We start from the raw sequence: 20,210 nt of genomic DNA, 5'->3' as shown, positions 1-20,210 counted from the left end.
CCAGAACCGGTGCCCCGAGTTCCGGCCGGCGGAATAGAGCCGCGCCGAAAGAGGATGGAAACGCGTATGTTCGGACGTATCGCCCGGCCCGTGACCCTCGCCGCCCTCGCGGGCGCCCTGATGATGGGCACCGCCGCGGCGCAGACTAACGTGAAGATCGGCATCCTCGGTGACCGCTCGGGCGCCTATTCGGACATCAGCGGCGAGGGCTCGGTGGTGGCGGCCAAGCTCGCGGTCGAGGATTTCAAGCCGGAGCAGCACGGGCTGAAGGTCGAGATCGTCTCGGCCGACCACCAGAACAAGCCGGATGTCGGCGCCGCCATCGCCCGGCAATGGTACGATCGCGACAATGTCGACATGATCACCGACGGGGTGACGTCCTCGGTCGCTTTGGCGATCAGCCAGGTCACCAAGGAGAAGAACAAGGTCTTCATCGACACCGGCGCCGGCACCGCCGACCTCACCGGCCCGCAATGCACGCCGAACACGATCCACTGGGTCTACGACACCGTAGCGCTCGCCAACGGCACCGGCGGCGCCATGGTCAAGCGCGGCGGCACCACGTGGTTCTTCCTCACCGCCGATTACGTGTTCGGCCAGACGCTCCAGCGCGACACCAGCGCGGTCATCACCAAGAACGGCGGCAAGGTTCTCGGCTCGGTGAAGACGCCGTTCCCGACCTCGGACTTCTCGTCCTTCTTGCTGCAGGCGCAAGGGTCGGGCGCCAAGGTGATCGGGCTGGCCAATGCCGGCACCGACACGATCAATTCGATCAAGCAGGCGGGCGAGTTCGGCATCACCGAGGGCGGGCAGGCTTTGGCCGGCTTGCTGGTCTTCTCATCGGACGTGCACTCGCTGGGCACCAAGGTCGCCCAGGGGCTGGTGCTGACCGAGCCGTTCTACTGGGACCTGAACGACAAGACCCGTGCCTTCTCGGACCGCTTCGCCAAACAGATGAAGGGCGGCTCGAAGCCCACGGCCAATCATGCCGGCGTCTACTCGGACGTGCTGCACTACCTGAAGGCGGTGGCGGAGACGAAATCGACTGCCGACGGTGCGGCCACGGTCGCCAAGATGAAGGCGATGCCGACAGACGATCCGCTGTTCGGCAAGGGCGTGATCCGCGCCGACGGGCGCAAGATCCACGACATGTACCTGTTCGAGGTCAAGAAGCCCGCCGAGTCGAAAGGCGAGTGGGACCTCTACAAGACGCTCGAGACCATCCCGGGCGATCAGGTTTTCCGCCCGCTGAACGAGGGCAATTGCCCCCTCGTGAAGGGCTGAGCATGGTAGCGGGGCGCGGAGACCGGCCATGACCACGATCTTCGGTGTGCCGATGCAGGCCCTGTTCGGGCAATTGCTGCTCGGCCTGATCAACGGCTCGTTCTACGCGATCCTGTCGCTCGGGCTCGCGATCATCTTCGGGCTCCTCAACATCATCAACTTCGCCCACGGCGCGCTCTACATGATGGGCGCGTTCGTGGCCTGGATGCTGCTCACCTATGTCGGGCTCGGCTATTGGTGGGCGCTGGGGCTGGCGCCGCTCGTGGTTGGTGCCTTCGGGATCGTGCTGGAGCGGCTGCTGATCGCCCGGCTGTACAAGCTCGACCACCTCTACGGCCTGCTGCTCACCTTCGGCTTGGCGCTGATCATTCAGGGCCTGTTCCGCAACCAGTACGGCGTCTCGGGCCTGCCCTACGCGATCCCGCCCGAACTGTCGGGCGGCCAGCGCCTGCCGTTCATGTTCCTGCCGAACTATCGGGCCTGGGTGGTGGTGGCGTCGCTCACCGTCTGCATCGCCACGTGGCTCGTGATCGAGAAGACAAAGCTCGGCGCCTATCTGCGAGCCGCCACCGAGAACCCGACGCTGGTCCAGGCCTTCGGAGTCAACGTGCCGCTGTTCCTGACGCTGACCTATGGATTCGGCGTCGCGCTCGCGGGCTTCGCGGGCGTACTCGCCGCGCCGATCTACTCGGTGAACCCGAATATGGGCGCCGACATCATCATCGTGGTCTTCGCCGTGGTGGTGATCGGCGGCATGGGCTCGATCATCGGCTCGGTGATCACGGGCTTCGCCCTCGGCCTCGTCGAGGGGCTCACCAAGGTGTTCTACCCGGAAGCGTCGGCGACCGTGATCTTCGTGATCATGGTGCTGGTGCTGCTCGTCAAACCCGCCGGCCTGTTCGGGCGCACGGCCTGACCCGCGAAGAGGCTCGACACCCATGGCCGACACCGCCGCCATCGACGCCGTCCCGATCGCCGCCGCGCCGGCGACCGGCCGCGACGACAAGGCGCTCCACCGCCTGATCTTCGTCGGCATCGCCGTGCTGCTGATCCTGGCGCCGCTGGTGCTCTACCCCGTCTACCTGATGAAGGTGCTGTGCTTCGCGCTGTTCGCGCTCGCCTTCAACCTGCTGCTCGGCTACGGCGGCCTGCTCTCCTTCGGACACGCCGCCTATTTCGGCATGGCGAGCTACCTCTGCGCCTACACGGCCAAGCAGCTCGGCTTCACGCCCGAACTCGCGATCCTCAGCGGGACCGCCACGGCGGCTCTGTTCGGGCTCGTCTTCGGCGCGCTGGCGATCCGACGGCAGGGCATCTACTTCTCGATGATCACCCTGGCGCTCGCCCAGATGGCGTTCTTCTTCTCGCTGCAGGCGAAGTTCACCGGCGGCGAGGACGGCATCCAGGCGGTGCCCCGCGGCAATCTGTTCGGCGTGATCAGCCTCGCGGACGACCGGGCGATGTACGGCCTCGTCTGCGTGATCTTCATGGCCGGGATGCTGCTGATCTACCGCATCATCCATTCGCCGTTCGGGCAGGTGCTGAAGGCGATCCGCGACAACGAGCCGAGGGCGATCTCGCTGGGCTACCGGGCGAGCCAGTACAAGCTCGCGGTGTTCGTGCTCTCAGCCACGCTCGCTGGTTTGGCCGGCTCCACCAAGGCGATCGTGTTTCAGCTCGCCTCGCTCACAGACGTGCACTGGTCGATGTCGGGCGAGGTGGTGCTGATGACGCTGGTCGGTGGCATGGGCACCGTGTTCGGGCCGATCGTGGGTGCTTTGGTGATCGTCACCATGGAGACCTACCTCGCCCAGTTCGGCGCCTGGGTGACGATCATCCAGGGCTGCGTCTTCGTGCTGTGCGTGCTGCTGTTCCGGGAGGGGATCGTAGGTCTGATCGCCCGTGTGGTGCGCCGGCCGTTGTAAATTGGCCCGGCGCGCGCCGGTCGGTTTCTGGTTCTGGTCAGTCTTCGTTAACCAAGACCGGTGAACCTGACGCATCAAAGCAGTCAGGTCCGCCATGACGAAGGTCCGTCCCCTCAGCATCGACGATCCTGCGCACGACTGCCCGGTCCCACCGGAGACCGTCGGACGCCTGATCAAAGCCGACCACGAAGACACCGCCTTCCTGCTTGACGGGATCCCGGAGGCGACCCGCGCCCGGCTCGCCGTATGGCTCTACGGCCGCAGCCACACGCATGAGGTCGGTGTCCGGGTGGCGGCGACGTGCGAGGGCGCGACCCTGCGCCGGGCGGCCGGGGTCGTCGGCAATGCCCTGTACGACCTGTCCCGGCGCCCCTACGCGGCGCCGAGCCACGGCACGCGCGCCGGCGCCAGCCGGATCTCCCTCGGCGGGACGCGGCACCGCGCCTGAGCGACGCCGACGATTGGATCGAAGCCGGCGAGGGTCTATCGTCGGCGGCGATGTCCACCCAAGTCCACTCCGTCCGCCGCCTCGACCCCGTGCTCGTCGACCGCATCGCCGCGGGTGAGGTGGTGGAGCGCCCGGCCTCGGCCGTGAAGGAGCTGGTCGAGAACGCCATCGATGCCGGCGCCCGGTCCATCGAGGTAACCGTCGAAGCGGGTGGCCGCCGGCTGATCCGCGTGGTCGACGACGGGCGCGGCATGAATCCGGACGACCTCGATCTCGCGGTCGAACGCCACGCCACATCGAAGCTCCCCGGGGGCGATCTGACGGCGATCGACACGCTGGGCTTCCGCGGCGAGGCGCTGCCCTCGATCGGGGCAGTCTCGCGGCTCGCCATCGTCAGCCGAACGCCGGAGGCCGAAGCGGGGGCGAGCCTGATTGTCGAAGCGGGCCTGAAGGGTCCGGTCCGCCCGGCGCCGGCGCAGCGCGGCACCCGGATCGAGGTGACCGAGCTGTTCGCCGCAACCCCCGCCCGGCTGAAGTTCCTCAAATCCGACCGGGCCGAGAACGCCGCGATCGCCGAGACCCTGCGGCGGCTCGCCGTCACGCAGCCCGGGATCCGCTTCAGCCTGCGGGCCGATGCCGCCCAGCCCCTGGTCCTGCCGGCCGAGACCGGCCCCGAGGCGGATCTGCGCCGGCTCTCCGCGGTGCTGGGACCGGACTTCGCCGCCAACGCCCTGCCGGTCTCGCTGGCCCGCGAGGGCTTCGCGGTCACCGGCCAGATCGGCCTGCCGACCTACCACCGGGGCGCTGGGACCCACATCCATCTCGCGGTCAACGGCCGGCCGGTGCGCGACCGGCTGCTCCTCGGGGCGGTGCGGGGCGCTTATGCCGACACCCTGGCCTCGGACCGTCACCCGGTGCTCGGTCTCGTGATCACGTGCGATCCCGAACGGGTCGATGTGAACGTCCATCCGGCCAAGACCGAGGTGCGCTTCCGCGAACCGGGACTGGTACGGGCGCTGATCGTCAGCGCCATCCACGACGCCCTGCGCCGCGGCGGCGCCCGCTCGGCCACCACGGGTGCGGCGCGGACCCTCGACGCCCTGCGTCCCGCCGGGCCAGCGCTCGCGATCCATACCGGACTCGCCGCGCCGAGCCTGTTCCAGCCCACGCGGCCCGGCCCGTTCGCGGCCGGAGCGCCCTCGGTGGCAGCGCCCGCGGGCTACCGCGGCTCACAGGCGTGGCGACCGGCGCCGGCCCCAAGCTCCGCGGAGCCGGCCTACACCCTGTCCGAGGCGGGTGGTTTCGCGGAAGAGCCCCAAGCCGCCTTCGCTGGGCCGGATTTGGCGGCCCCGCCCCAGGCGGATGTCCGGACGCTCGAAGAGGCGCCGGAGGCGATCGACCATCCCCTCGGGGCGGCGCGGGCGCAGATTCACGAGACCTACATTTTCGCCCAGACCCGCGATGGGCTCGTCATCGTCGATCAGCACGCGGCCCACGAGCGCCTCGTCTACGAGCGGATGAAGGCCGAGCGGGCAGCGGGCGGCATCGCCCGGCAGGGGCTGCTGATCCCCGATGTTGTGGAGATGAGCCCCGAAGAAGCCGACCGTCTGGTCGCCGCCGCGCCGGACCTCGACAGGCTCGGGCTGACCATTGAGGCGTTCGGGCCCGGGGCCGTTCTGGTCCGGGAGGTGCCGGCCGCACTGATCCGGGCGTCGGTGCGCGATCTCGTCACCGACATTCTGGACGCCCTCGAAGCGAGCGGGGACGAGGAGGGCGGCGCAGCCGCCGTGGAGGGCGGTGCGCTGGGCCGGCGGCTCGACGCGGTGCTCTCGCGCATGAGCTGCCACGGCTCGGTCCGCGCCGGCCGCCGCCTGAGGCCGGAGGAGATGAACGCGCTCCTGCGCGAAATGGAGGCGACGCCGAATTCCGGCCAGTGCAACCACGGCCGCCCGACTTCGATCGCGCTGAAGCTGTCGGACATCGAGCGGCTGTTCGGCCGGCGGTGACGCCGAACGTTCGCGCGGAGCGAGCTTGAATCTTCTATGCCAATGGCATACCAAAAACTATGGTCGCGCTCGGACGTCACCTTTGCGTTTCGGGAGGACGGTCTTTCCGGCGGCGACGTCATCACGGTGACGGTCACCACCCCGGTCGGATTGCTGCACCTGATGGCCGAGGTTGCCGTCGAGGATGCGGGACGGACGTTGAGACTGTTCGGCGTTCACATGCACGCGGAGGGTGGCGCTGAGGCTTGCGGACCTGCAAATCTGAGGCGCTTGGCGCGCTGGGCAATCGAGGAGACCGGCTTTGATAAACTCGTCCTTGAAGGAGCGATTCGAACGTTTGGGTCCCGTCCAGGACGTATCCCGGGTCAGCTCCGGTTCGCCCGCAGTGATCTCCCTGACAACAGCCTCACGTCATGAGCCGGTCCAGGTCGTCACTGCGGCGCTGGTCCTCGCCGCCCGGGGCCTGAGCCTTCTTAAGGCCAAGCGGGTCTTGGAGGAGATGCTTGCGAAGGGCCGGGCTGTCGTGGAACTCCCCACGGTCGAAGATCCCGGCCAACTCGCCGTTGACCTCGCCGAGGCAGGATGCGCGGCAGCAAGCGTGACCCGGGACGCTGTTGATGTCCGCGCGGTTCGGGAGCGCCTGGGCCTTACACAGGAGCAGTTCGCCTGGCGCTATGGGCTTGATGTTGCGGCGATTCGAAATTGGGAAACCGGCCGACGTAAACCGGATCCCGCGGCGTCAGGGTATCTGCGCGTGATCGATCATCTGCCCGATCAGGTAAGCCGAGTTCTTGAGAAGCCGCTTGGGGCTTCATGAACCGCCGAAGACGGGCACGATGATGTTTCATCGCGCCGCTTTCGTGACGATGACCCCAGCAATAATGCTGGTCAGTGTTATCAAATTGACGTCCCGCGCTCAGCACAGGCATTCGCAAGAGGCCGCGACCCATGGATTTCACCATCTCGCCCCGCGTCGAGGAATACCGCGCGCGGATCGCGGCCTTCGTGGATTCCCATATCGTGCCGCTCGAATCCGAGCCGTCCGCCTATGACGGCCACGGCAACATCGCGCTGGCGGAACTCGCGCGGCTGCGCGGTCTGGCGCGGGAGCAGGGGCTGTGGTGCCTTCAGCTGAAGCCGGAGACCGGGGGCGCCGGCCTCGACAAGGTCGGCATGGCGGTCTGCTACGAGGCGATGAACCGCTCGATCTTCGGTCCGGTCGTGTTCAATTCGGCGGCGCCGGACGACGGCAACATGATGGTGCTGGAGAAGGTCGCCACCCCGGAGCAGAAAGCGCGCTGGCTCGCACCGATCGTGGCGGGCGACGTGCGGTCTGCCTTCGCCATGACCGAGCCCCATCCCGGCGGTGGCTCCGATCCCGGCATGATCCAGACCCGGGCCGAGCGGCGCGGCGACACCTACGTGATCACCGGTCGCAAATGGTACATCACCGGTGCCGAGGAGGCCGCCCACTTCATCCTGATGGCCCGCACCTCGGACGACGCGCGAAAAGGGCTGACCGCGTTCCTGTTCCATAGGGACCAGCCCGGCTGGGAGATCCTGCGGCGCATCCCGATCATGGGGCCGGAGGAGCATGGCGGGCATTGCGAGCTCCTGTTCGACGGGCTGGAGATCCCGGCCGAGAACGTCCTGATGAACGAGGGCGACGGCCTGAAGCTGACGCAGATCCGCCTTGGCCCCGCGCGCCTGACCCATTGCATGCGCTGGCTCGGCCTGTCGAAGCGCTGCGTCGAGATCGCCCGGGCCTACGCGGGCGAGCGCCACGGCTTCGGCATCCGGCTGGCCGACCGCGAGAGCATCCAGCTGATGCTGGGCGATCTCGCCATGCGGATCGAGATCGGCCGCCTGCTGGTGATGAAGGCCGCCTGGGCGCTCGACCAGGGGAGCTTCGCCCGCAAGGAAGTCTCGATGGCCAAGGTGCACGTGGCCAATCTGATCCACGCGGCCGCCGACGTCGCGATCCAGATCAACGGCGCCCGGGGCTATTCCACCGACACGCCGCTCGAATGGATTTACCGCTACGCCCGGCAGGCGCGGCTGGTGGACGGAGCCGACGAGGTCCACAAGATGGTGCTCAACCGCAACCTCGAAGCCGAGGGCGATGCCTTCTGGTCGTGGCCGGTGGGCGCGTGAGGTAGAGCGTATGACGATGACCGAGGTCGTGATCACAGGTGCGGTGCGGACCGCGATCGGCACCTTCGGCGGCGCGCTTGCGGGCACGCCGCCTTCCGCGCTTGGGGCGCTGTGCGTGGCGGAGGCGCTCAAGCGGTCCGGCACGGCGCCCGAGCGGGTCGGCCACGTGGTGTTCGGCCACGTGATCCCGACCGAGCCGCGGGATGCCTACATCGCCCGTGTCGCCGCCCTCGAAGGCGGTGTCCCGCAGGAGGTGCCGGCGCTCACCGTCAACCGGCTCTGTGGCAGCGGCCTGCAGGCGATCGTGTCGGCGGCGCAATCGATCCTGCTCGGCGACGCCGAGATCGCGGTGGCGGGCGGCGCCGAGAGTATGAGCCGTTCGCCGCACATCCTGACGAGCGGCCGCACCGGCCAGCGCATGGGCGATGCGACCCTGGTCGACTACATGATCGGCGTGCTGACCGACCCCTTCGGCGCCGGCCATATGGGCGTGACCGCGGAGAACATCGCCGAACGCTACGGCATCGCCCGTGACCAGCAGGATGCCTTCGCGGCCGAGAGTCAGGCCCGCGCCGCCCGGGCGATCGAAGAGGGGCGGTTCCGCGATCAGATCCTGCCCGTCGCGGTCCAGCGCAAGCGCGAGACGGTGGCGTTCGACACGGACGAGCATCCCACGCCGACCAGCGTCGCGGACCTCGCCAAGCTGCGCCCCGCATTCTCCAAGACCGGCAGCGTCACCGCCGGCAATGCCTCGGGTCTGAACGACGGCGCCGCCGCCCTCGTCCTGTCGAGTGCGGCGGAGGCCGAGCGCTCGGGCGCGAAGCCCCTGGCCCGGATCGTCGGCTACGCCCATGCGGGCGTCGACCCGTCCGAGATGGGCATGGGGCCGGTCCCCGCAGTGCGCCGGCTGCTCGACCGGACAGGTCTGCGGCCCGCGGATTTCGACGTGATCGAATCGAACGAGGCCTTCGCGGCCCAGGCCTGCGCGGTCTCCCGGGCCCTCGACCTCGACCCCGCCCGGGTGAACCCGAATGGCGGCGCCATCGCGCTCGGCCACCCGATCGGCGCCTCCGGTGCGATCATCGCCGTGAAGACCCTCTACGAGCTGGCGCGCACCGGCGGACGCTACGGGCTGGCGACCATGTGCATCGGCGGCGGGCAGGGCATCGCGGTGGCCTTCGAGCGGCTGCACTGACATGGCGGATCTGTTCGACCTGACCGGCCAGCACGTGCTGGTGACCGGGGCCTCCAGCGGGCTCGGCCGTCACTTCGCCGGGACGTCGGCCGGCGCCGGAGCGCGGCTGACGCTGTGCGCGCGCCGGGCCGATGCCCTTGCGGACACGGTCGCCGCCGTGACGGCGGCGGGCGGGGACGCCCATGCCGTCGTCATGGACGTGACCGATCGCGCCAGCGTCGAGCAGGCGCTGGACGAGGCCGAGGATCGGTTCGGGCCGATCCGGGTGCTGATCAACAATGCCGGCGTCACTGCGACCAAGCCCGCCCTCGACCTCGACGAGGCGGAGTGGGACGCGGTGCTCGACACGAACCTGAAGGGCGTCTGGCTGGTGGCTCAAGCCACGGGAAAGCGCATGGTCCGGCACGGCGGCGGCAGCATCGTCAATATCGCGTCGATCTTGGGCCTGCGCGTGACCGGCGGCCTCGCGCCCTATGCCGCCTCGAAAGCCGGTGTCGTCCAGCTCACCAAGAGCCTCGCCCTCGAATGGGCGCGCCATGGGATCCGGGTCAACGCCCTGGCGCCCGGCTACATCAAGACCGAACTCAACGATGCCTTCTTCGACTCCGAGCCCGGAAAGGCGCTGATCAAGCGTGTGCCGCAGCGCCGGCTCGGCGAGCCGGCCGAGCTCGATGGGCCGCTCCTGCTGCTGGCCTCCGAGGCCGGCGCCTACATGACCGGCAGCGTCCTCGCGGTCGACGGCGGCCATCTGGTCTCGGGCCTGTAGCGGATGAATCAGGACCGACTGCGCGCCTGGATCGCCGGGCATCTCGGCTGCCCGGATCTCGTCATCGAGGAGACACGGCCGCTCGGCGGCGGTTCGATCCAGGAGAATCGCCTCGTCCGCTGCCAACTCTCCGGGGAGACGCGGGCCTTCGTGCTGCGCATGGATGCGCCCGCCACGATCGCGTCGAGCCGATCCCGCGCCGAGGAGTTCCGTGTTCTGGAGACGGTCTGGGCTGCCGGCGTGCGCGTGCCCGAGCCTGTCGGCTTCTGCGACGACCCGGCGGTGATCGGTGGGCCGTTCGCGCTGATGGGGCTCGTCGAGGGCGTCGGGCTCGGGCCGCGTATCGCCAAGGACCTGACCCTCGGTGGCGACCGTGAGCATCTGACGGAAGCCCTGGGCCGTGAACTCGCGCGGATCCACGCAGCCGTCAATCCCGGGGCGCTGCCCGCATCGCTGGCCTTTCTGGGTGCGCCGGACCCGGACCCGGCGCGGGCCGAGATCGCGCGGCTGCGCGCCAGCCTCGACGGGATCGGTGCCCGCCGCCCGGCGATCGAGTGGGGTCTGCGTTGGGGCGAGCTTCGCGCGCCCGCGTGCCCGGCGCCGACCCTCGTGCATCGGGATTTCCGAACCGGCAACTACATGGTCGACGCCGACGGTCTCACGGCCGTGCTGGATTGGGAATTTGCCGGTTGGGGCGATCCGGCACAGGATCTCGGCTGGTTCTGCGCCGGCTGCTGGCGCTTTGGCCGACCCGAATTGGAAGCCGGCGGCATCGGCTCCCGCGCAGCGTTCTACCGGGGTTACGCGGAGGCGGGCGGACGGGCGATCGACCCCGCGAGCGTGGCCTATTGGGAGGTGCTGGCGCATCTGCGCTGGGCGGTGATCGCCCTGGAGCAGGGCGCCCGCCACGTCTCCGGCCGCGAGTTTTCCCTCGAACTGGCCCTGACCGGCCGGATGGTGCCCGAGCTCGAACGGGCGATCCTGCGGGCGACGGCCCCGGCGGCGTGGCAATGAGCATGCGGGATGATCCCTCCGGCGCTGCCCTCCTCGACGCCGCGCGTCGGGCCCTGACCGAGGAGGTGGTGCCCGGCCTCACCGGCCGCCCCCGTTACGTCGCCCTGATGGTGGCCAACGCGATCGGCATCGCGTCCCGCGAGATCGCCGTGGCCGACCGCCTGTCGGCGACCGGCGCGGATCTCCTGGCCGGCGAGCCGGTCGAGACGCTGGTCGCCGCGATCCGGGCTGGCGCGCGCGATGCCGATCCGGACCTGCATGCGGCTCTTGAGGCAGTTGCGGCGGTGTCAGCGCAGGTCTGGAAGCCCGGTGCGTCGGGCGGGTGAGCCTCACCTGGAGGGGCGGCTCTTTCGCGGGTTCCTACAATTCACGCGCGCGGTCCCGTAGCACGAACTTCTGGATCTTCCCCGTGGAGGTCTTCGGCAGCGGGCCGAACAGCACGGTCTTCGGCACCTTGAAGCGCGCCATCCGCTCCCGGCAGAAAGCAATCAGCTCCTGATCCGATGGCGGCTCCGCGCCGGGCTTCACCTCCAGGAACGCGCAAGGGCTCTCGCCCCAGGTCGGATCGGGCCGCGCCACCACGGCGGCCAGCATCACCGCGGGATGGCGCATCAGCACCTCCTCTATTTCAAGGCTGGAAATGTTCTCGCCGCCCGAGATGATGATGTCCTTGGCTCGGTCCTTGATCTCGACCGACCCGTCCGGATGCCAGACCGCGAGGTCGCCGGTCCGGTACCAGCCTCCGGCCAGCGCCTGCGCGTTGGCGTTGGGATTGCCGAGATAGCCCTTCATCACGGTGTTTCCGCGGAGCCGGATCTCGCCGACGGTCGTGCCGTCTTGCGGCACCAGCCGGTCGGTCGCGGGATCCACCACCGCGGCGGCTTCAAGGGTCGCGAGTGGCACGCCCTGCCGCGCCATGCGGCCGTAGCGTTCGGCATCGGTCAGGTCCGCCCAGTCGGGCTGCGCGAGGCAGACGGTGGCGGGGCCGTAGCTTTCGGTCGCGCCATACAGGTGCAGCACCTGGAAGCCCAGTTCCTCCATGGTGCGGATGATCGTCGAGGACGGGGCCGCACCGCCCACCGCGCACCGTACCCGCTGCGGGAAGGCGATGCGCTCCGAGGCCGGCGCATGGGCGATCATGGAGAGCACGATCGGCGCGCCGCAGAGATGCGTGACGCCATGCGCCGCGATCAGCTGGAAGATCGCCGCCGGCTCGACCTTGCGCAGGCAGATCTGGGTCGCGCAGGCGGCGACGCTCGCCCAGGGGTAAGACCAGCCGCTGCAATGGAACATCGGCAGCGTCCAGAGATACACACTCTCGGCGGTGAGCCCGAAGGTGACGGCGTTGCCGAGCGCCTGAAGATAAGCGCCGCGATGGCTGTAGACCGCGCCCTTCGGATCCCCGGTCGTACCGGAGGTGTAGAGCAGGCAGAGCGACTGCCACTCGTCGGCTGGGCCCGCCCAGGCGTAATCCGGATCGCCTTCATCGAGCAGCGCTTCGTAGGGAAGGGCGCCGACGATATCGGCCTTGCCGATCGTCACCACCAGCACGGGCCGCCCAAGTTCCGCGAGGGCGCGCGTGGCCAGGGCTGCAAATTCGGCTTCGACGATCAGCGCGCGGGCGCCGCCATGCGCTAGGGAGAACGCGATGGTCGCGGGGTCGAGGCGCGTGTTCAACGGATTGAGGACGGCACCGAGCATCGGGACGGCGAAATGGGCCTCGATCATCTCCGGGACGTTCGGGGCCAGGATCGCCACGGTGTCGAGGCGCGCGACGCCATGGGCCGCGAGACCGGAGGCGAGGCGGCGGCAGCGTGTATAGAGATCGCTGTAGGTGAGGTGCCGGTCGCCATCGATCACCGCGATCCGGGTCCCGGCGGCCGAGGCTGCGCGCGCCAGGAGGCTCACCGGCGTAAGCGGCACGTGATTGGCCGGATTCCGGTCGAGATCGATCTCGAACGGATGGCGGCCGGAACCGCCGGACGGCGCAGGGTGCGGATCGATCTCCGTCATGATTTTGCCTTCTGACCGGGCGGCGGGCGTGGCGTTCGCTCCGCGATGGGATGATTTCCCGCCGGTTCCTGCTGTCAATCGCTGATCCGCACTGGGCCGGTGCCGCAGCCGGCTTCTGTCACGACGCATGGTTGACGGCGCGTCGGCCGTGGCGGATGCCCATATTCTGGACTCGGCCGATCCGGGCCGGCGGAGGGACGGTGACCGTGGGGAACGACAACCTGCCGATGGTGCCCGTTCAGGCGGGACGGGCTATGGCCGAGGGCAGCGTTGCGCGGGCGCGCGAGGCCTATGAGCGCTTTGCCGAAGCCGGCGAGATGGCGCTCAACGCCTTCGAGACGTCGATGTCCGAAACCTTCCAGGGCTGGCGCTCCGTGATGGGGTCCAGCCGCGAGACCGCCCACCAGTTGAGCGAGAGCAACGTGGCCGGAGCCCGCAGGATGCGCGAGCAATGGGAGGCCGCGGGGGCGCGGCTCTACAATGCGTTCGAGGACAACGCCGCCCATACGCTGGCGGCGATGCGCGAGATCGGGCACCGTGTCTTGGTCGCCTCGGACACGAACATCCGCGCCAACCTGGATTTCGCCGAGCGCATCGCACAGGCCGCCGATGCCCGGGAGGTCGCTTCCCTCAACGTCACCTTCCTGCAGGAACAGGCGCGCCGGCTCACCGACCAGATGGTCGATCTGCATCAGACCACGAGCCGGCTCGCCCGCGAGGCGGCCGTGCGCACCGAAACGCCGTGACCGTCGACATGGCCGCCCTGACGGCCTCGATGCCGCGGCTCGACGATCTCAGCCGCGCCGACGTCCCGTTCCGGACCGGCGACTTCCTCGCCTACGCGCCGCACGACTTCCACCGCATCGCCTACGTCGAGTGGGGCGATCCGGACTCTCCGCACGTGGTCGTCTGCGTGCACGGCCTGAGCCGCCAGGGCCGGGATTTCGATCCGCTGGGCTATCTCCTGGCCAAGATGGGCTACCGCGTGATCTGCCCGGACCTCCCGGGGCGCGGCCTGAGCGGATGGCTCAAGGACCCGGAACTCTACGGCCTGCCGCAATACGCCGCCGACATGGCGTCGCTCATCGCGCATCTGCGGATCCCGGGTAAGATCGATTGGGTCGGCACGTCGCTGGGTGGGCTGACCGGCATGGTCCTGGCCGCCGCGGCCAACACGCCGATCCGCCGGATGGTGATCAACGACATCGGCCCATTTTTGCCCTGGGCACCGATCCGCCATATCGGCTCTCGCCTGCGCGATGCGCCGCGCCTGCATCACAACCTTGCTTCGGGGGAGTCGCGCTTGCGCACCGTGCTCGCGGCATTCGGGCCGCTGACCGACGAGCAATGGCGGCACATCGCCAAGCACAGCTTCTTCCCAGAACCGAACGGCGGCTGGCGACCGCATTACGACCCCGGCATCGGCGACGCCTTCCGGCCGGGGCGTGTCTACAGCGTCAGCATGTGGCGCGACTGGGACGCGATCCGGTGCCCGGTCCTGCTGCTGCGCGGCGAGCACTCGGAACTACTCCTCGCCTCCACGGCTGACGAGATGACGCGGCGCGGACCGCCGACGGAGCGCGTCGAGATACCGGATTGCGGCCATGCCCCCGCGCTCCTGGACGACCAACAACTCTCGATTGTAATACGCTGGCTGGGGCCACCGCCGCGCGGGGAGAGGCCGCGCAGCTAAGTTGCCGCGGATGCCGCCGAGTCGCGCGATTCGATAGTCGCTGTTCTACACGTGCCGATTAAGAGCGCCCGTATCCCGCATCCGCGCAAATATTTCATACGCAGGTTCCACGTAGTTTCATCGGTGTTCAATAAGTCGAACTGCTCATGTCTGCAGGATCGCGCGCGGTCGGCGCTGAGGTCGGGAGATCATTTTTGGTATCTTAGATGTCGCGAGCGTGACCTTTCGTTGCACACCGGGCTTGGCTATGGCATCTACTGCGCGCAGGCTAGAATCTGTGGTCTGCGATCACGCAGCACTGAGTTGTAGTCGGCGGCTCGGGTTGCGGTTGCGCACACCCGCCAACTAGAGACGACGTTCGGACACCCAAGATGCCCAAGCCCAGCCCCAAGCCGAAGCAGACCACGGCGATCGATCATGGTGTCGGCAGCCGCATCGCGTTCCTGCGTGCGGCGAACGGCCTGAGCCAATCGGCGCTGGCCAGCGCCCTTGGGGTGAGCTTCCAGCAGGTCCAGAAGTACGAGACCGGCAAGAATCGCGTCGGGGCGGGCCGTCTGCAAGCGATCGCCGAGCGGCTCGGCGTCCCGGTTTCGAGCTTCTTCGAGCCTGAGCCAGAGAGCGCAACTGGGAATGGACCGTCGCTGCTGCGTGTCAGCGGGGCCGTCGAACTTCTCCGCGCCTACAACCAGATCGCCGACGATCAGATGCGCCGCGATGTTCTCAGCCTCGTGAAGTCGGCTGCGCGTATCGGCCAGGGCCGCACGGCTCCCGCGGCGGAGCAGGTGGCGGTTTGCGACGCGCTGCCGAGCGCCTGAAACCGGTCGCCATCTGTTGACGGCGCGACTGCAACGGGCAATGCCCGAGGCAGGAACCGCAACGGGGCGATCTCGCGTGCTGCCGGCAGACATCGTCCATCTGCTCGCCGACCTGCCGTCCAGCGGGACGGACGAAGACGTGTCCGTGCTGCTGACGGCCCCTGGATTGCGGGTGGAGCGCATCGTATCGACCAGGCAGGCGAATCCGCCTGGCTTTCACTACGATCAGCCCCACGCCGAATGGGTTGTCGTGCTGGCCGGTTCGGCCGACCTGCGGTTTGCCGACGAGGCCGCATCCAGGCGGCTTGATGCTGGCGATGCGGTACTGATCGCGCCGCGCCGGCGCCATCGGATCGATCGGACGGATTCGCCGACCGTGTGGCTGGCGATCCATCTCGGCCCCCAGCTCACAGTTTAAGGCGTCAGGGTTCGTACTGCGCGAGCGTGACCGCCGTGTCGCCGTAGACGCGCCGCTCGTGCTCGGTGAATCCGTCCGGCCAGGCGAGCCGCACGGTCTCGGCTTCCTCCACCACCACGAGGGCGCCTGGCGCCAGCCAGCTGCCGGTCGCCGCGCTCACCAGGGCCCGGGGCGCGAGATCGCGGCCATAGGGCGGGTCGCAGAAGACGAGCGAGAACAGTCCTGCTGTCCCGGCGGGGCCGAGCTTGGTCGCGTCGCGTCGGAAGAGACGCGTCACGCCCTCGGCGCCGAGGGCCTCGATGTTCGATCGAATCACGCCGCGCGCCTCCGTCCCGTCATCGACGAGGAGCGCGTAGGCCGCGCCGCGTGACAACGCCTCGAAGGCGAGCGCGCCGGTTCCGGCGAACAGATCGAGCACCCGGGCACCCGTGACAGCCTCGTCGTAGGCATGCGTCAGGACATTGAAGAGCGCCTCCCGCAGGCGATCCGAGGTCGGCCGGATGGCCTCGGTGCTCGGAGCTGCGAGACGTCGGCCGCGCCAGGCGCCGCCGACGATCCTCATCGCGTGCCGCGGGGTGGGCGCCCGCCTCCGGGCTTGCCGCCGCCCGGTGCGCCGCCGGGGCGGCCACCCGGCCGCCCGCCAGGACGTCCACCGGGTCGGCCACCGCCTCCTCCGGCGCCGCCACCGCCGCCACCAAAGCCCTTGCCCGAAAAGCCGCCGGCCTTGCCGCCCGGCCGGGCACCGCCGGCTTTCGCGCCGCCGAAGGCTGGCTTTCCACCACCAAAGGCTGGCTTTCCATCGCCGAAGGCAGGCTTGCCGCCACCCGGCCTGCGGTCCTGGCTCCCGAAGCCGGCTTTCCCGCGCGGCGCACCCGGAGCCGCATCCCGGTCGAAGGGCCGGTCCTGCCGCCCGCCCGCCTTGTTTGGCGGACGCGCATCCGACCGTCCCTCGCCCCAACCCGACTCGGCACCGCGCGCGGGCGGCCGGCGCGGCCGTTCGCCCTGTGCGTCAGCGCCCCGCGATGCCCCATTCCGTTCGCCGCGCGGTGCGGCGGACCCGCGTTCCTGCCCGAAGCCGCCACTCCGGCTGGGCGCGCGCGCGCCCGCCCCGCGCTGCGCACCGGGCGGACCGTCATCGGCATAGCGACGGCGAGCCTTTGCCGGCTGCTCGGCCTCGGCCGGGCTGGCTGCGAGACGCTCCACCACGACCCGGCGGTCCCCCGTCCGGATCGAGCCGACCCTCTCGCGCCCGCGCTCGGCCGCGGCGGCCTGTGCGGCGCGCGGATCGGCGCCGCGGCGGGGAATGCGCGTGCCCCGCGGCTTGGACTCGTCCTCGTCCCGCCACGCGGCCTTGCGCGGAGCCGATCCGGATCCGCCCGTCGCGACGCGCGGTGCGGGCGCAGGACGGGCGGCATTGCGCCGGGGCGCGCCGTCGCCGCCTCCCTGCCCCTGTGCCGATTTCGCGCCGCGATCGGCGGCCTTCGACTCACCGAACGGCGTGATCGGTTCCCGCACCGGACTGTCGAAATCCACGCCCGCCTGTTCGGCCAACGACTTGCCCAGTTGGTCCTTCAGCACGCGGGTCCGGATCTCTTCCACGAGGCCGACCTCGAGATCACCGAGCTGGAACGGCCCGAACGACAGGCGAATCAATCGGTTCACCGACAGACCGAGATACTCGAGGATACGCTTGACCTCGCGGTTCTTGCCTTCCCGCAAACCCAGCGTCAGCCACACGTTGTCGCCCTGGACCCGGTCCAGCGTGGCCTCGACGGGGCCGTATTCCATCTCGTCGATGGTGACGCCTTTCGAGAGCCGGTCGAGCTGCGCCTGATCGATCTCGCCATGGGCGCGGACGCGGTAGCGGCGGAGCCAGCCGGTCTCGGGATGGGCGATGACCTTGGCGAGGCCGCCATCGTTGGTGAGGAGCAGCAACCCCTCGGTGTTGATGTCCAGGCGTCCAATCGAGACGACCCGGGGCAGCTCCTCGGGCAGGATTTCGAAGACCGTCTGCCGCCCTTCGGGATCGCGGGCCGTGGTCACGACGCCGCGCGGCTTGTGGAAGATCCACAGGCGGCTGCGTTCGCGCGACGGCATGGGCTCGCCGTCGATCAAGATCGTATCGTCGTCGGTGACGTTGCGCGCCGGCGAGGTCAGCGTCTCGCCGTTGACGCTCACCCGACCCGCCAGGATGATCGTCTCGGCCTCGCGCCGGGACGCGATCCCGGCGCGCGCCATGGCCTTCGCGATGCGCTCCCCGGGGGGCGTCTGCTCGGCGACCTCAGGGGCGGCTGGCTCTTCGGCGGGTGGTTCTTCGGCCGCCGGTGCAGGGACGGACTTATCAGCGCGCGGCTTCGCCGGACTCGGCTTCGGAACCACGCCAGCCGGATCGGCGTCGCGATTGGCATCCGTTGTCGGGCTCCAAGCCTCGGCTCGTGCGCGCTCGGGGTCCGGGCGGTCGGAACCCCCGGCTGTGTCGTCGTTCGGCAAGTCGCTCATGCCCGGGCCTTACCAGAGCCCGTACCGGCAGGCGAGACAGTCTTTCAAACCGCTTGGCCGGATGGCCAACGCGAAAGGGCGTCCCCGAAGGAACGCCCTTTCCGTATGGTGATGGATGCCGGGCGCGAAAGCGGCGTACGCCGCTGGACGATCGCGGATCAAAGTCGGGGTGAACGACCGCGCATCACGCCGAATACGGCGGAGATCAGAAATAGGGCGATCGCGACGAAGAACACGATTTTTGCGGCCTCTATGGCCGTGCCGGCGATCCCGCCGAAACCGAGCAAAGCCGCAACGAGCGCGACGACGAGAAACGTGACAGCCCAACCGATCATGGCATCCTCGCGTTGTTCAGGCCGATCCAGAGTGGGAACCCGCCCGCGGCGGGTCCCGTTCCGATCAGCGCATGACGATCAGAGCTTGTCGGTCGCCGACTTCACGGTGTCCTTGGCGTCGCCGACCGTGCTCTGGGTCTTGCCCTTCAGCTCCTGAGCCGCACCCTCGGCCTTCAGCTTGTCGCTTCCGGTGACGTCGCCGATGCCCTGCTTGGCCTTGCCGAGAGCCTCGTTGGCGGCGCCCTTGATCTTGTCCGTGGTGCTGCTCATGGGAGTGTCCTTCACAAAGGCCGGCGGCGGCGCCGCACGAGACGCTAAGAACGGCCAGGGTCGGGCGAATGTTCCAAGGCTTAACATTGCTCTGGATCAAGACATCCGGCGCATTCGTTCGGGGCGCGGCGGGGCGGTGTCATGACGGCTGACACGACGGTCCCTGGGGGCATCGCCACGGCGTTCGATCAGGCTTTCGCGGCGGCCCGGCAGGCTGCGGCGGACGGGGAAGTGCCGGTGGGCGCCGTCGTTGTCCGGGACGGGACCGTGCTCGCCGTCGCCCACAATCGCCCCCGCGCCCTGCGGGATCCCACCGCCCATGCGGAGATCCTGGCGATCCGGGCGGCCTGCGCGGCGATCGGCGATGAGCGGCTGATTGGCTGCGACCTCTACGTGACCCTGGAACCATGCCCGATGTGTGCCGGCGCGATCTCGTTCGCGCGGATCCGGCGGCTCTACTACGGGGCGTCGGACCCCAAGGGCGGCGGCGTCGAGCACGGCCCGCGTGTCTTCAACCAGCCGACCTGCCACCACGCGCCGGAAGTCTATAGTGGTTTTCGCGAGCGCGAGGCCGGAATGCTCCTGCGGGACTTCTTCGTGTCGAAACGGGTATGATCGGCGAAATAACCGCCCAAGGCCGCATTCCGAGCCGGAGGACACCGCCATGGTTCCAGCCTATTCCCGTGCCCTGATCGTCGGCGCCGGCTCCGGCCTCAGCGCGTCCCTGGCCCGGCTCCTCGCGGCGGATGGGCTGCGGATCGGCCTCGCCGCGCGCAACGTCGAGACGCTCGCCGGTCTGGCTGCGGAGACAGGTGCCGCATTCCACGCCTGCGACGCGAGCCGGCCGGAGCAGGTCGAAGGATTGTTCGCTCAAATGGAGGCCGCCCACGGGGGCGCGCCCGACGTGGTGGTCTACAACGCGAGTGGACGCTTGCGTGGCCCCGTGGCGGAGCTGGATCCGGCCGCGGTCGCCGAGGCGCTGATGGTCAGCGCGTATGGCGGGTTCCTCGTGGCGCAGGCTGCCGCGCGACGCATGCTGCCCCATCACCACGGGGCGATCCTCCTGACTGGCGCCTCGGCGAGCGTGAAGGGCTTCGCCGGTTCGGCGCCTTTCGCCATGGGTAAGTTCGCCCTGCGCGGCCTCGGTCAGAGCCTCGCCCGCGAGTTGCAACCGCAGGGCATCCATGTGGCGCACATCGTCATCGACGGTGCCATCCGCAATCCGGCCCGCGGCGGCGAGCCGGCGGACGCGCCCGACAGCCATCTCGATCCCGATGCCATCGCGCGCGCCTATCGGGATCTGCTGCGTCAGGATCGGAGCGCGTGGACGACGGAGCTGGAACTTCGCCCCTGGACGGAGCGGTTTTGAACAGGT

The 20,210-nt window shown here is 69.3% G+C and carries 22 protein-coding genes; 17 read left to right on the top strand and 5 right to left on the bottom strand.

Annotated elements, in window-relative coordinates; all coding sequences use genetic code 11:
* Nucleotides 1–66: 66 nt before the first annotated feature.
* The 11 genes from OXS49_RS00465 to OXS49_RS00415 all read left to right on the top strand — a co-directional run bounded on the left by OXS49_RS00465 (nt 67) and on the right by OXS49_RS00415 (nt 11,118).
* Nucleotides 67–1,284: an ABC transporter substrate-binding protein gene (locus tag OXS49_RS00465; RefSeq protein WP_267420830.1), complete on the top strand. Its 1,218-nt coding sequence runs from the start codon at nt 67–69 to the stop codon at nt 1,282–1,284.
* Between the two features lie 28 nt (nt 1,285–1,312).
* Nucleotides 1,313–2,200, top strand: coding sequence for a branched-chain amino acid ABC transporter permease (locus tag OXS49_RS00460; RefSeq protein WP_243921198.1), 888 nt, complete (start codon nt 1,313–1,315; stop codon nt 2,198–2,200).
* 22 nt (nt 2,201–2,222) lie between these two features.
* Entirely contained in the window at nt 2,223–3,209 is a 987-nt protein-coding gene (locus OXS49_RS00455; protein WP_267420829.1) for a branched-chain amino acid ABC transporter permease, read from the top strand.
* Between the two features lie 94 nt (nt 3,210–3,303).
* On the top strand, nt 3,304–3,657 hold the full coding sequence (locus tag OXS49_RS00450; protein WP_243921194.1) for a hypothetical protein: 354 nt from the start codon (nt 3,304–3,306) through the stop codon (nt 3,655–3,657).
* Between the two features lie 50 nt (nt 3,658–3,707).
* Nucleotides 3,708–5,663 (top strand): DNA mismatch repair endonuclease MutL, encoded by a 1,956-nt coding sequence (gene mutL, locus OXS49_RS00445; RefSeq protein WP_267420828.1) that lies wholly within the window; start codon nt 3,708–3,710, stop codon nt 5,661–5,663.
* A gap of 316 nt (nt 5,664–5,979) precedes the next feature.
* Nucleotides 5,980–6,480, top strand: a complete 501-nt coding sequence (locus OXS49_RS00440) for a helix-turn-helix domain-containing protein (protein WP_267420826.1) — start codon at nt 5,980–5,982, stop codon at nt 6,478–6,480.
* Nucleotides 6,481–6,611: 131 nt separating this feature from the next.
* Nucleotides 6,612–7,817 carry an acyl-CoA dehydrogenase family protein gene (locus OXS49_RS00435; RefSeq protein ID WP_267420825.1) on the top strand — a complete coding sequence of 402 codons (1,206 nt, stop codon included), beginning with the start codon at nt 6,612–6,614 and terminating at the stop codon, nt 7,815–7,817.
* Nucleotides 7,818–7,833: 16 nt separating this feature from the next.
* Nucleotides 7,834–9,012: a beta-ketothiolase BktB gene (bktB, locus tag OXS49_RS00430; protein ID WP_267420824.1), complete on the top strand. Its 1,179-nt coding sequence runs from the start codon at nt 7,834–7,836 to the stop codon at nt 9,010–9,012.
* 1 nt (nt 9,013) lies between these two features.
* Nucleotides 9,014–9,778 carry an SDR family NAD(P)-dependent oxidoreductase gene (locus tag OXS49_RS00425; protein WP_267420821.1) on the top strand — a complete coding sequence of 255 codons (765 nt, stop codon included), beginning with the start codon at nt 9,014–9,016 and terminating at the stop codon, nt 9,776–9,778.
* 3 nt (nt 9,779–9,781) lie between these two features.
* A complete protein-coding gene (locus OXS49_RS00420) occupies nt 9,782–10,792 on the top strand; it encodes a phosphotransferase family protein (protein WP_267420819.1) in 1,011 nt (336 codons plus the stop codon).
* A gap of 2 nt (nt 10,793–10,794) precedes the next feature.
* A complete protein-coding gene (locus tag OXS49_RS00415; RefSeq protein WP_267420817.1) occupies nt 10,795–11,118 on the top strand; it encodes a DUF6285 domain-containing protein in 324 nt (107 codons plus the stop codon).
* Nucleotides 11,119–11,152: 34 nt separating this feature from the next.
* Here OXS49_RS00415 and OXS49_RS00410 read toward each other — a convergent pair whose 3' ends face one another.
* Complete coding sequence (locus OXS49_RS00410; RefSeq protein ID WP_267420815.1) at nt 11,153–12,805, bottom strand: AMP-binding protein; 1,653 nt, start codon at nt 12,803–12,805, stop codon at nt 11,153–11,155.
* A 200-nt stretch (nt 12,806–13,005) separates the two neighbouring features.
* On the opposite strand from OXS49_RS00410, the gene OXS49_RS00405 reads away from it, so the two are divergent.
* The 4 genes from OXS49_RS00405 (at nt 13,006) to OXS49_RS00390 (ending at nt 15,731) form a co-directional block, all read left to right on the top strand.
* Entirely contained in the window at nt 13,006–13,551 is a 546-nt protein-coding gene (locus OXS49_RS00405; protein WP_267420813.1) for a phasin family protein, read from the top strand.
* Nucleotides 13,548–14,498, top strand: a complete 951-nt coding sequence (locus tag OXS49_RS00400) for an alpha/beta hydrolase (RefSeq protein WP_267420811.1) — start codon at nt 13,548–13,550, stop codon at nt 14,496–14,498. Before OXS49_RS00405 ends, OXS49_RS00400 begins: the two co-directional genes overlap by 4 nt.
* 371 nt (nt 14,499–14,869) lie before the next feature.
* A complete protein-coding gene (locus OXS49_RS00395) occupies nt 14,870–15,313 on the top strand; it encodes a helix-turn-helix transcriptional regulator (RefSeq protein ID WP_244002910.1) in 444 nt (147 codons plus the stop codon).
* Nucleotides 15,314–15,389: 76 nt separating this feature from the next.
* Nucleotides 15,390–15,731, top strand: a complete 342-nt coding sequence (locus OXS49_RS00390; protein WP_267420808.1) for a cupin domain-containing protein — start codon at nt 15,390–15,392, stop codon at nt 15,729–15,731.
* Between the two features lie 4 nt (nt 15,732–15,735).
* Here the strand turns inward: OXS49_RS00390 and rsmD are convergent, their stop codons facing one another.
* The 4 genes from rsmD to OXS49_RS00370 all read right to left on the bottom strand — a co-directional run bounded on the left by rsmD (nt 15,736) and on the right by OXS49_RS00370 (nt 18,835).
* A complete protein-coding gene (rsmD, locus tag OXS49_RS00385; protein WP_267420807.1) occupies nt 15,736–16,293 on the bottom strand; it encodes a 16S rRNA (guanine(966)-N(2))-methyltransferase RsmD in 558 nt (185 codons plus the stop codon).
* Complete coding sequence (locus tag OXS49_RS00380) at nt 16,290–18,230, bottom strand: pseudouridine synthase (RefSeq protein WP_267420806.1); 1,941 nt, start codon at nt 18,228–18,230, stop codon at nt 16,290–16,292. Before OXS49_RS00380 ends, rsmD begins: the two co-directional genes overlap by 4 nt.
* 158 nt (nt 18,231–18,388) lie before the next feature.
* On the bottom strand, nt 18,389–18,565 hold the full coding sequence (locus OXS49_RS00375) for a DUF1328 domain-containing protein (protein ID WP_244002918.1): 177 nt from the start codon (nt 18,563–18,565) through the stop codon (nt 18,389–18,391).
* 78 nt (nt 18,566–18,643) lie between these two features.
* Nucleotides 18,644–18,835, bottom strand: a complete 192-nt coding sequence (locus OXS49_RS00370) for a CsbD family protein (RefSeq protein WP_243921169.1) — start codon at nt 18,833–18,835, stop codon at nt 18,644–18,646.
* Between the two features lie 141 nt (nt 18,836–18,976).
* Here OXS49_RS00370 and OXS49_RS00365 point away from each other — a divergent pair, with 141 nt between their 5' ends.
* Both OXS49_RS00365 and OXS49_RS00360 read left to right on the top strand, forming a co-directional pair.
* Nucleotides 18,977–19,450, top strand: coding sequence for a nucleoside deaminase (locus OXS49_RS00365; RefSeq protein ID WP_244002920.1), 474 nt, complete (start codon nt 18,977–18,979; stop codon nt 19,448–19,450).
* 49 nt (nt 19,451–19,499) lie between these two features.
* On the top strand, nt 19,500–20,204 hold the full coding sequence (locus OXS49_RS00360; RefSeq protein ID WP_267420804.1) for an SDR family NAD(P)-dependent oxidoreductase: 705 nt from the start codon (nt 19,500–19,502) through the stop codon (nt 20,202–20,204).
* The last annotated feature ends 6 nt before the right edge of the window (nt 20,205–20,210 follow it).

This window comes from Methylobacterium sp. GC_Met_2, assembly GCF_026540795.1.
Taxonomy (GTDB): Bacteria; Pseudomonadota; Alphaproteobacteria; order Rhizobiales; family Beijerinckiaceae; genus Methylobacterium.
The sequence above is the reverse complement of the archived record's forward strand: the minus strand, read 5'-3'. Positions and strand labels throughout refer to the sequence as shown.

Coding starts and splice junctions, on each gene's coding strand:
- OXS49_RS00455 (WP_267420829.1), top strand. CDS start 2,223: ATGGCCGACACCGCCGCCATCGACGCCGTCCCGATCGCCGCCGCGCCG.
- OXS49_RS00450 (WP_243921194.1), top strand. CDS start 3,304: ATGACGAAGGTCCGTCCCCTCAGCATCGACGATCCTGCGCACGACTGC.
- OXS49_RS00395 (WP_244002910.1), top strand. CDS start 14,870: ATGCCCAAGCCCAGCCCCAAGCCGAAGCAGACCACGGCGATCGATCAT.
- OXS49_RS00410 (WP_267420815.1), bottom strand. CDS start 12,805: ATGACGGAGATCGATCCGCACCCTGCGCCGTCCGGCGGTTCCGGCCGC.
- bktB (WP_267420824.1), top strand. CDS start 7,834: ATGACCGAGGTCGTGATCACAGGTGCGGTGCGGACCGCGATCGGCACC.
- OXS49_RS00375 (WP_244002918.1), bottom strand. CDS start 18,565: ATGATCGGTTGGGCTGTCACGTTTCTCGTCGTCGCGCTCGTTGCGGCT.
- OXS49_RS00370 (WP_243921169.1), bottom strand. CDS start 18,835: ATGAGCAGCACCACGGACAAGATCAAGGGCGCCGCCAACGAGGCTCTC.
- OXS49_RS00435 (WP_267420825.1), top strand. CDS start 6,612: ATGGATTTCACCATCTCGCCCCGCGTCGAGGAATACCGCGCGCGGATC.
- mutL (WP_267420828.1), top strand. CDS start 3,708: ATGTCCACCCAAGTCCACTCCGTCCGCCGCCTCGACCCCGTGCTCGTC.
- OXS49_RS00465 (WP_267420830.1), top strand. CDS start 67: ATGTTCGGACGTATCGCCCGGCCCGTGACCCTCGCCGCCCTCGCGGGC.
- rsmD (WP_267420807.1), bottom strand. CDS start 16,293: ATGAGGATCGTCGGCGGCGCCTGGCGCGGCCGACGTCTCGCAGCTCCG.
- OXS49_RS00420 (WP_267420819.1), top strand. CDS start 9,782: ATGAATCAGGACCGACTGCGCGCCTGGATCGCCGGGCATCTCGGCTGC.
- OXS49_RS00425 (WP_267420821.1), top strand. CDS start 9,014: ATGGCGGATCTGTTCGACCTGACCGGCCAGCACGTGCTGGTGACCGGG.
- OXS49_RS00360 (WP_267420804.1), top strand. CDS start 19,500: ATGGTTCCAGCCTATTCCCGTGCCCTGATCGTCGGCGCCGGCTCCGGC.
- OXS49_RS00380 (WP_267420806.1), bottom strand. CDS start 18,230: ATGAGCGACTTGCCGAACGACGACACAGCCGGGGGTTCCGACCGCCCG.
- OXS49_RS00365 (WP_244002920.1), top strand. CDS start 18,977: ATGACGGCTGACACGACGGTCCCTGGGGGCATCGCCACGGCGTTCGAT.
- OXS49_RS00415 (WP_267420817.1), top strand. CDS start 10,795: ATGCGGGATGATCCCTCCGGCGCTGCCCTCCTCGACGCCGCGCGTCGG.
- OXS49_RS00460 (WP_243921198.1), top strand. CDS start 1,313: ATGACCACGATCTTCGGTGTGCCGATGCAGGCCCTGTTCGGGCAATTG.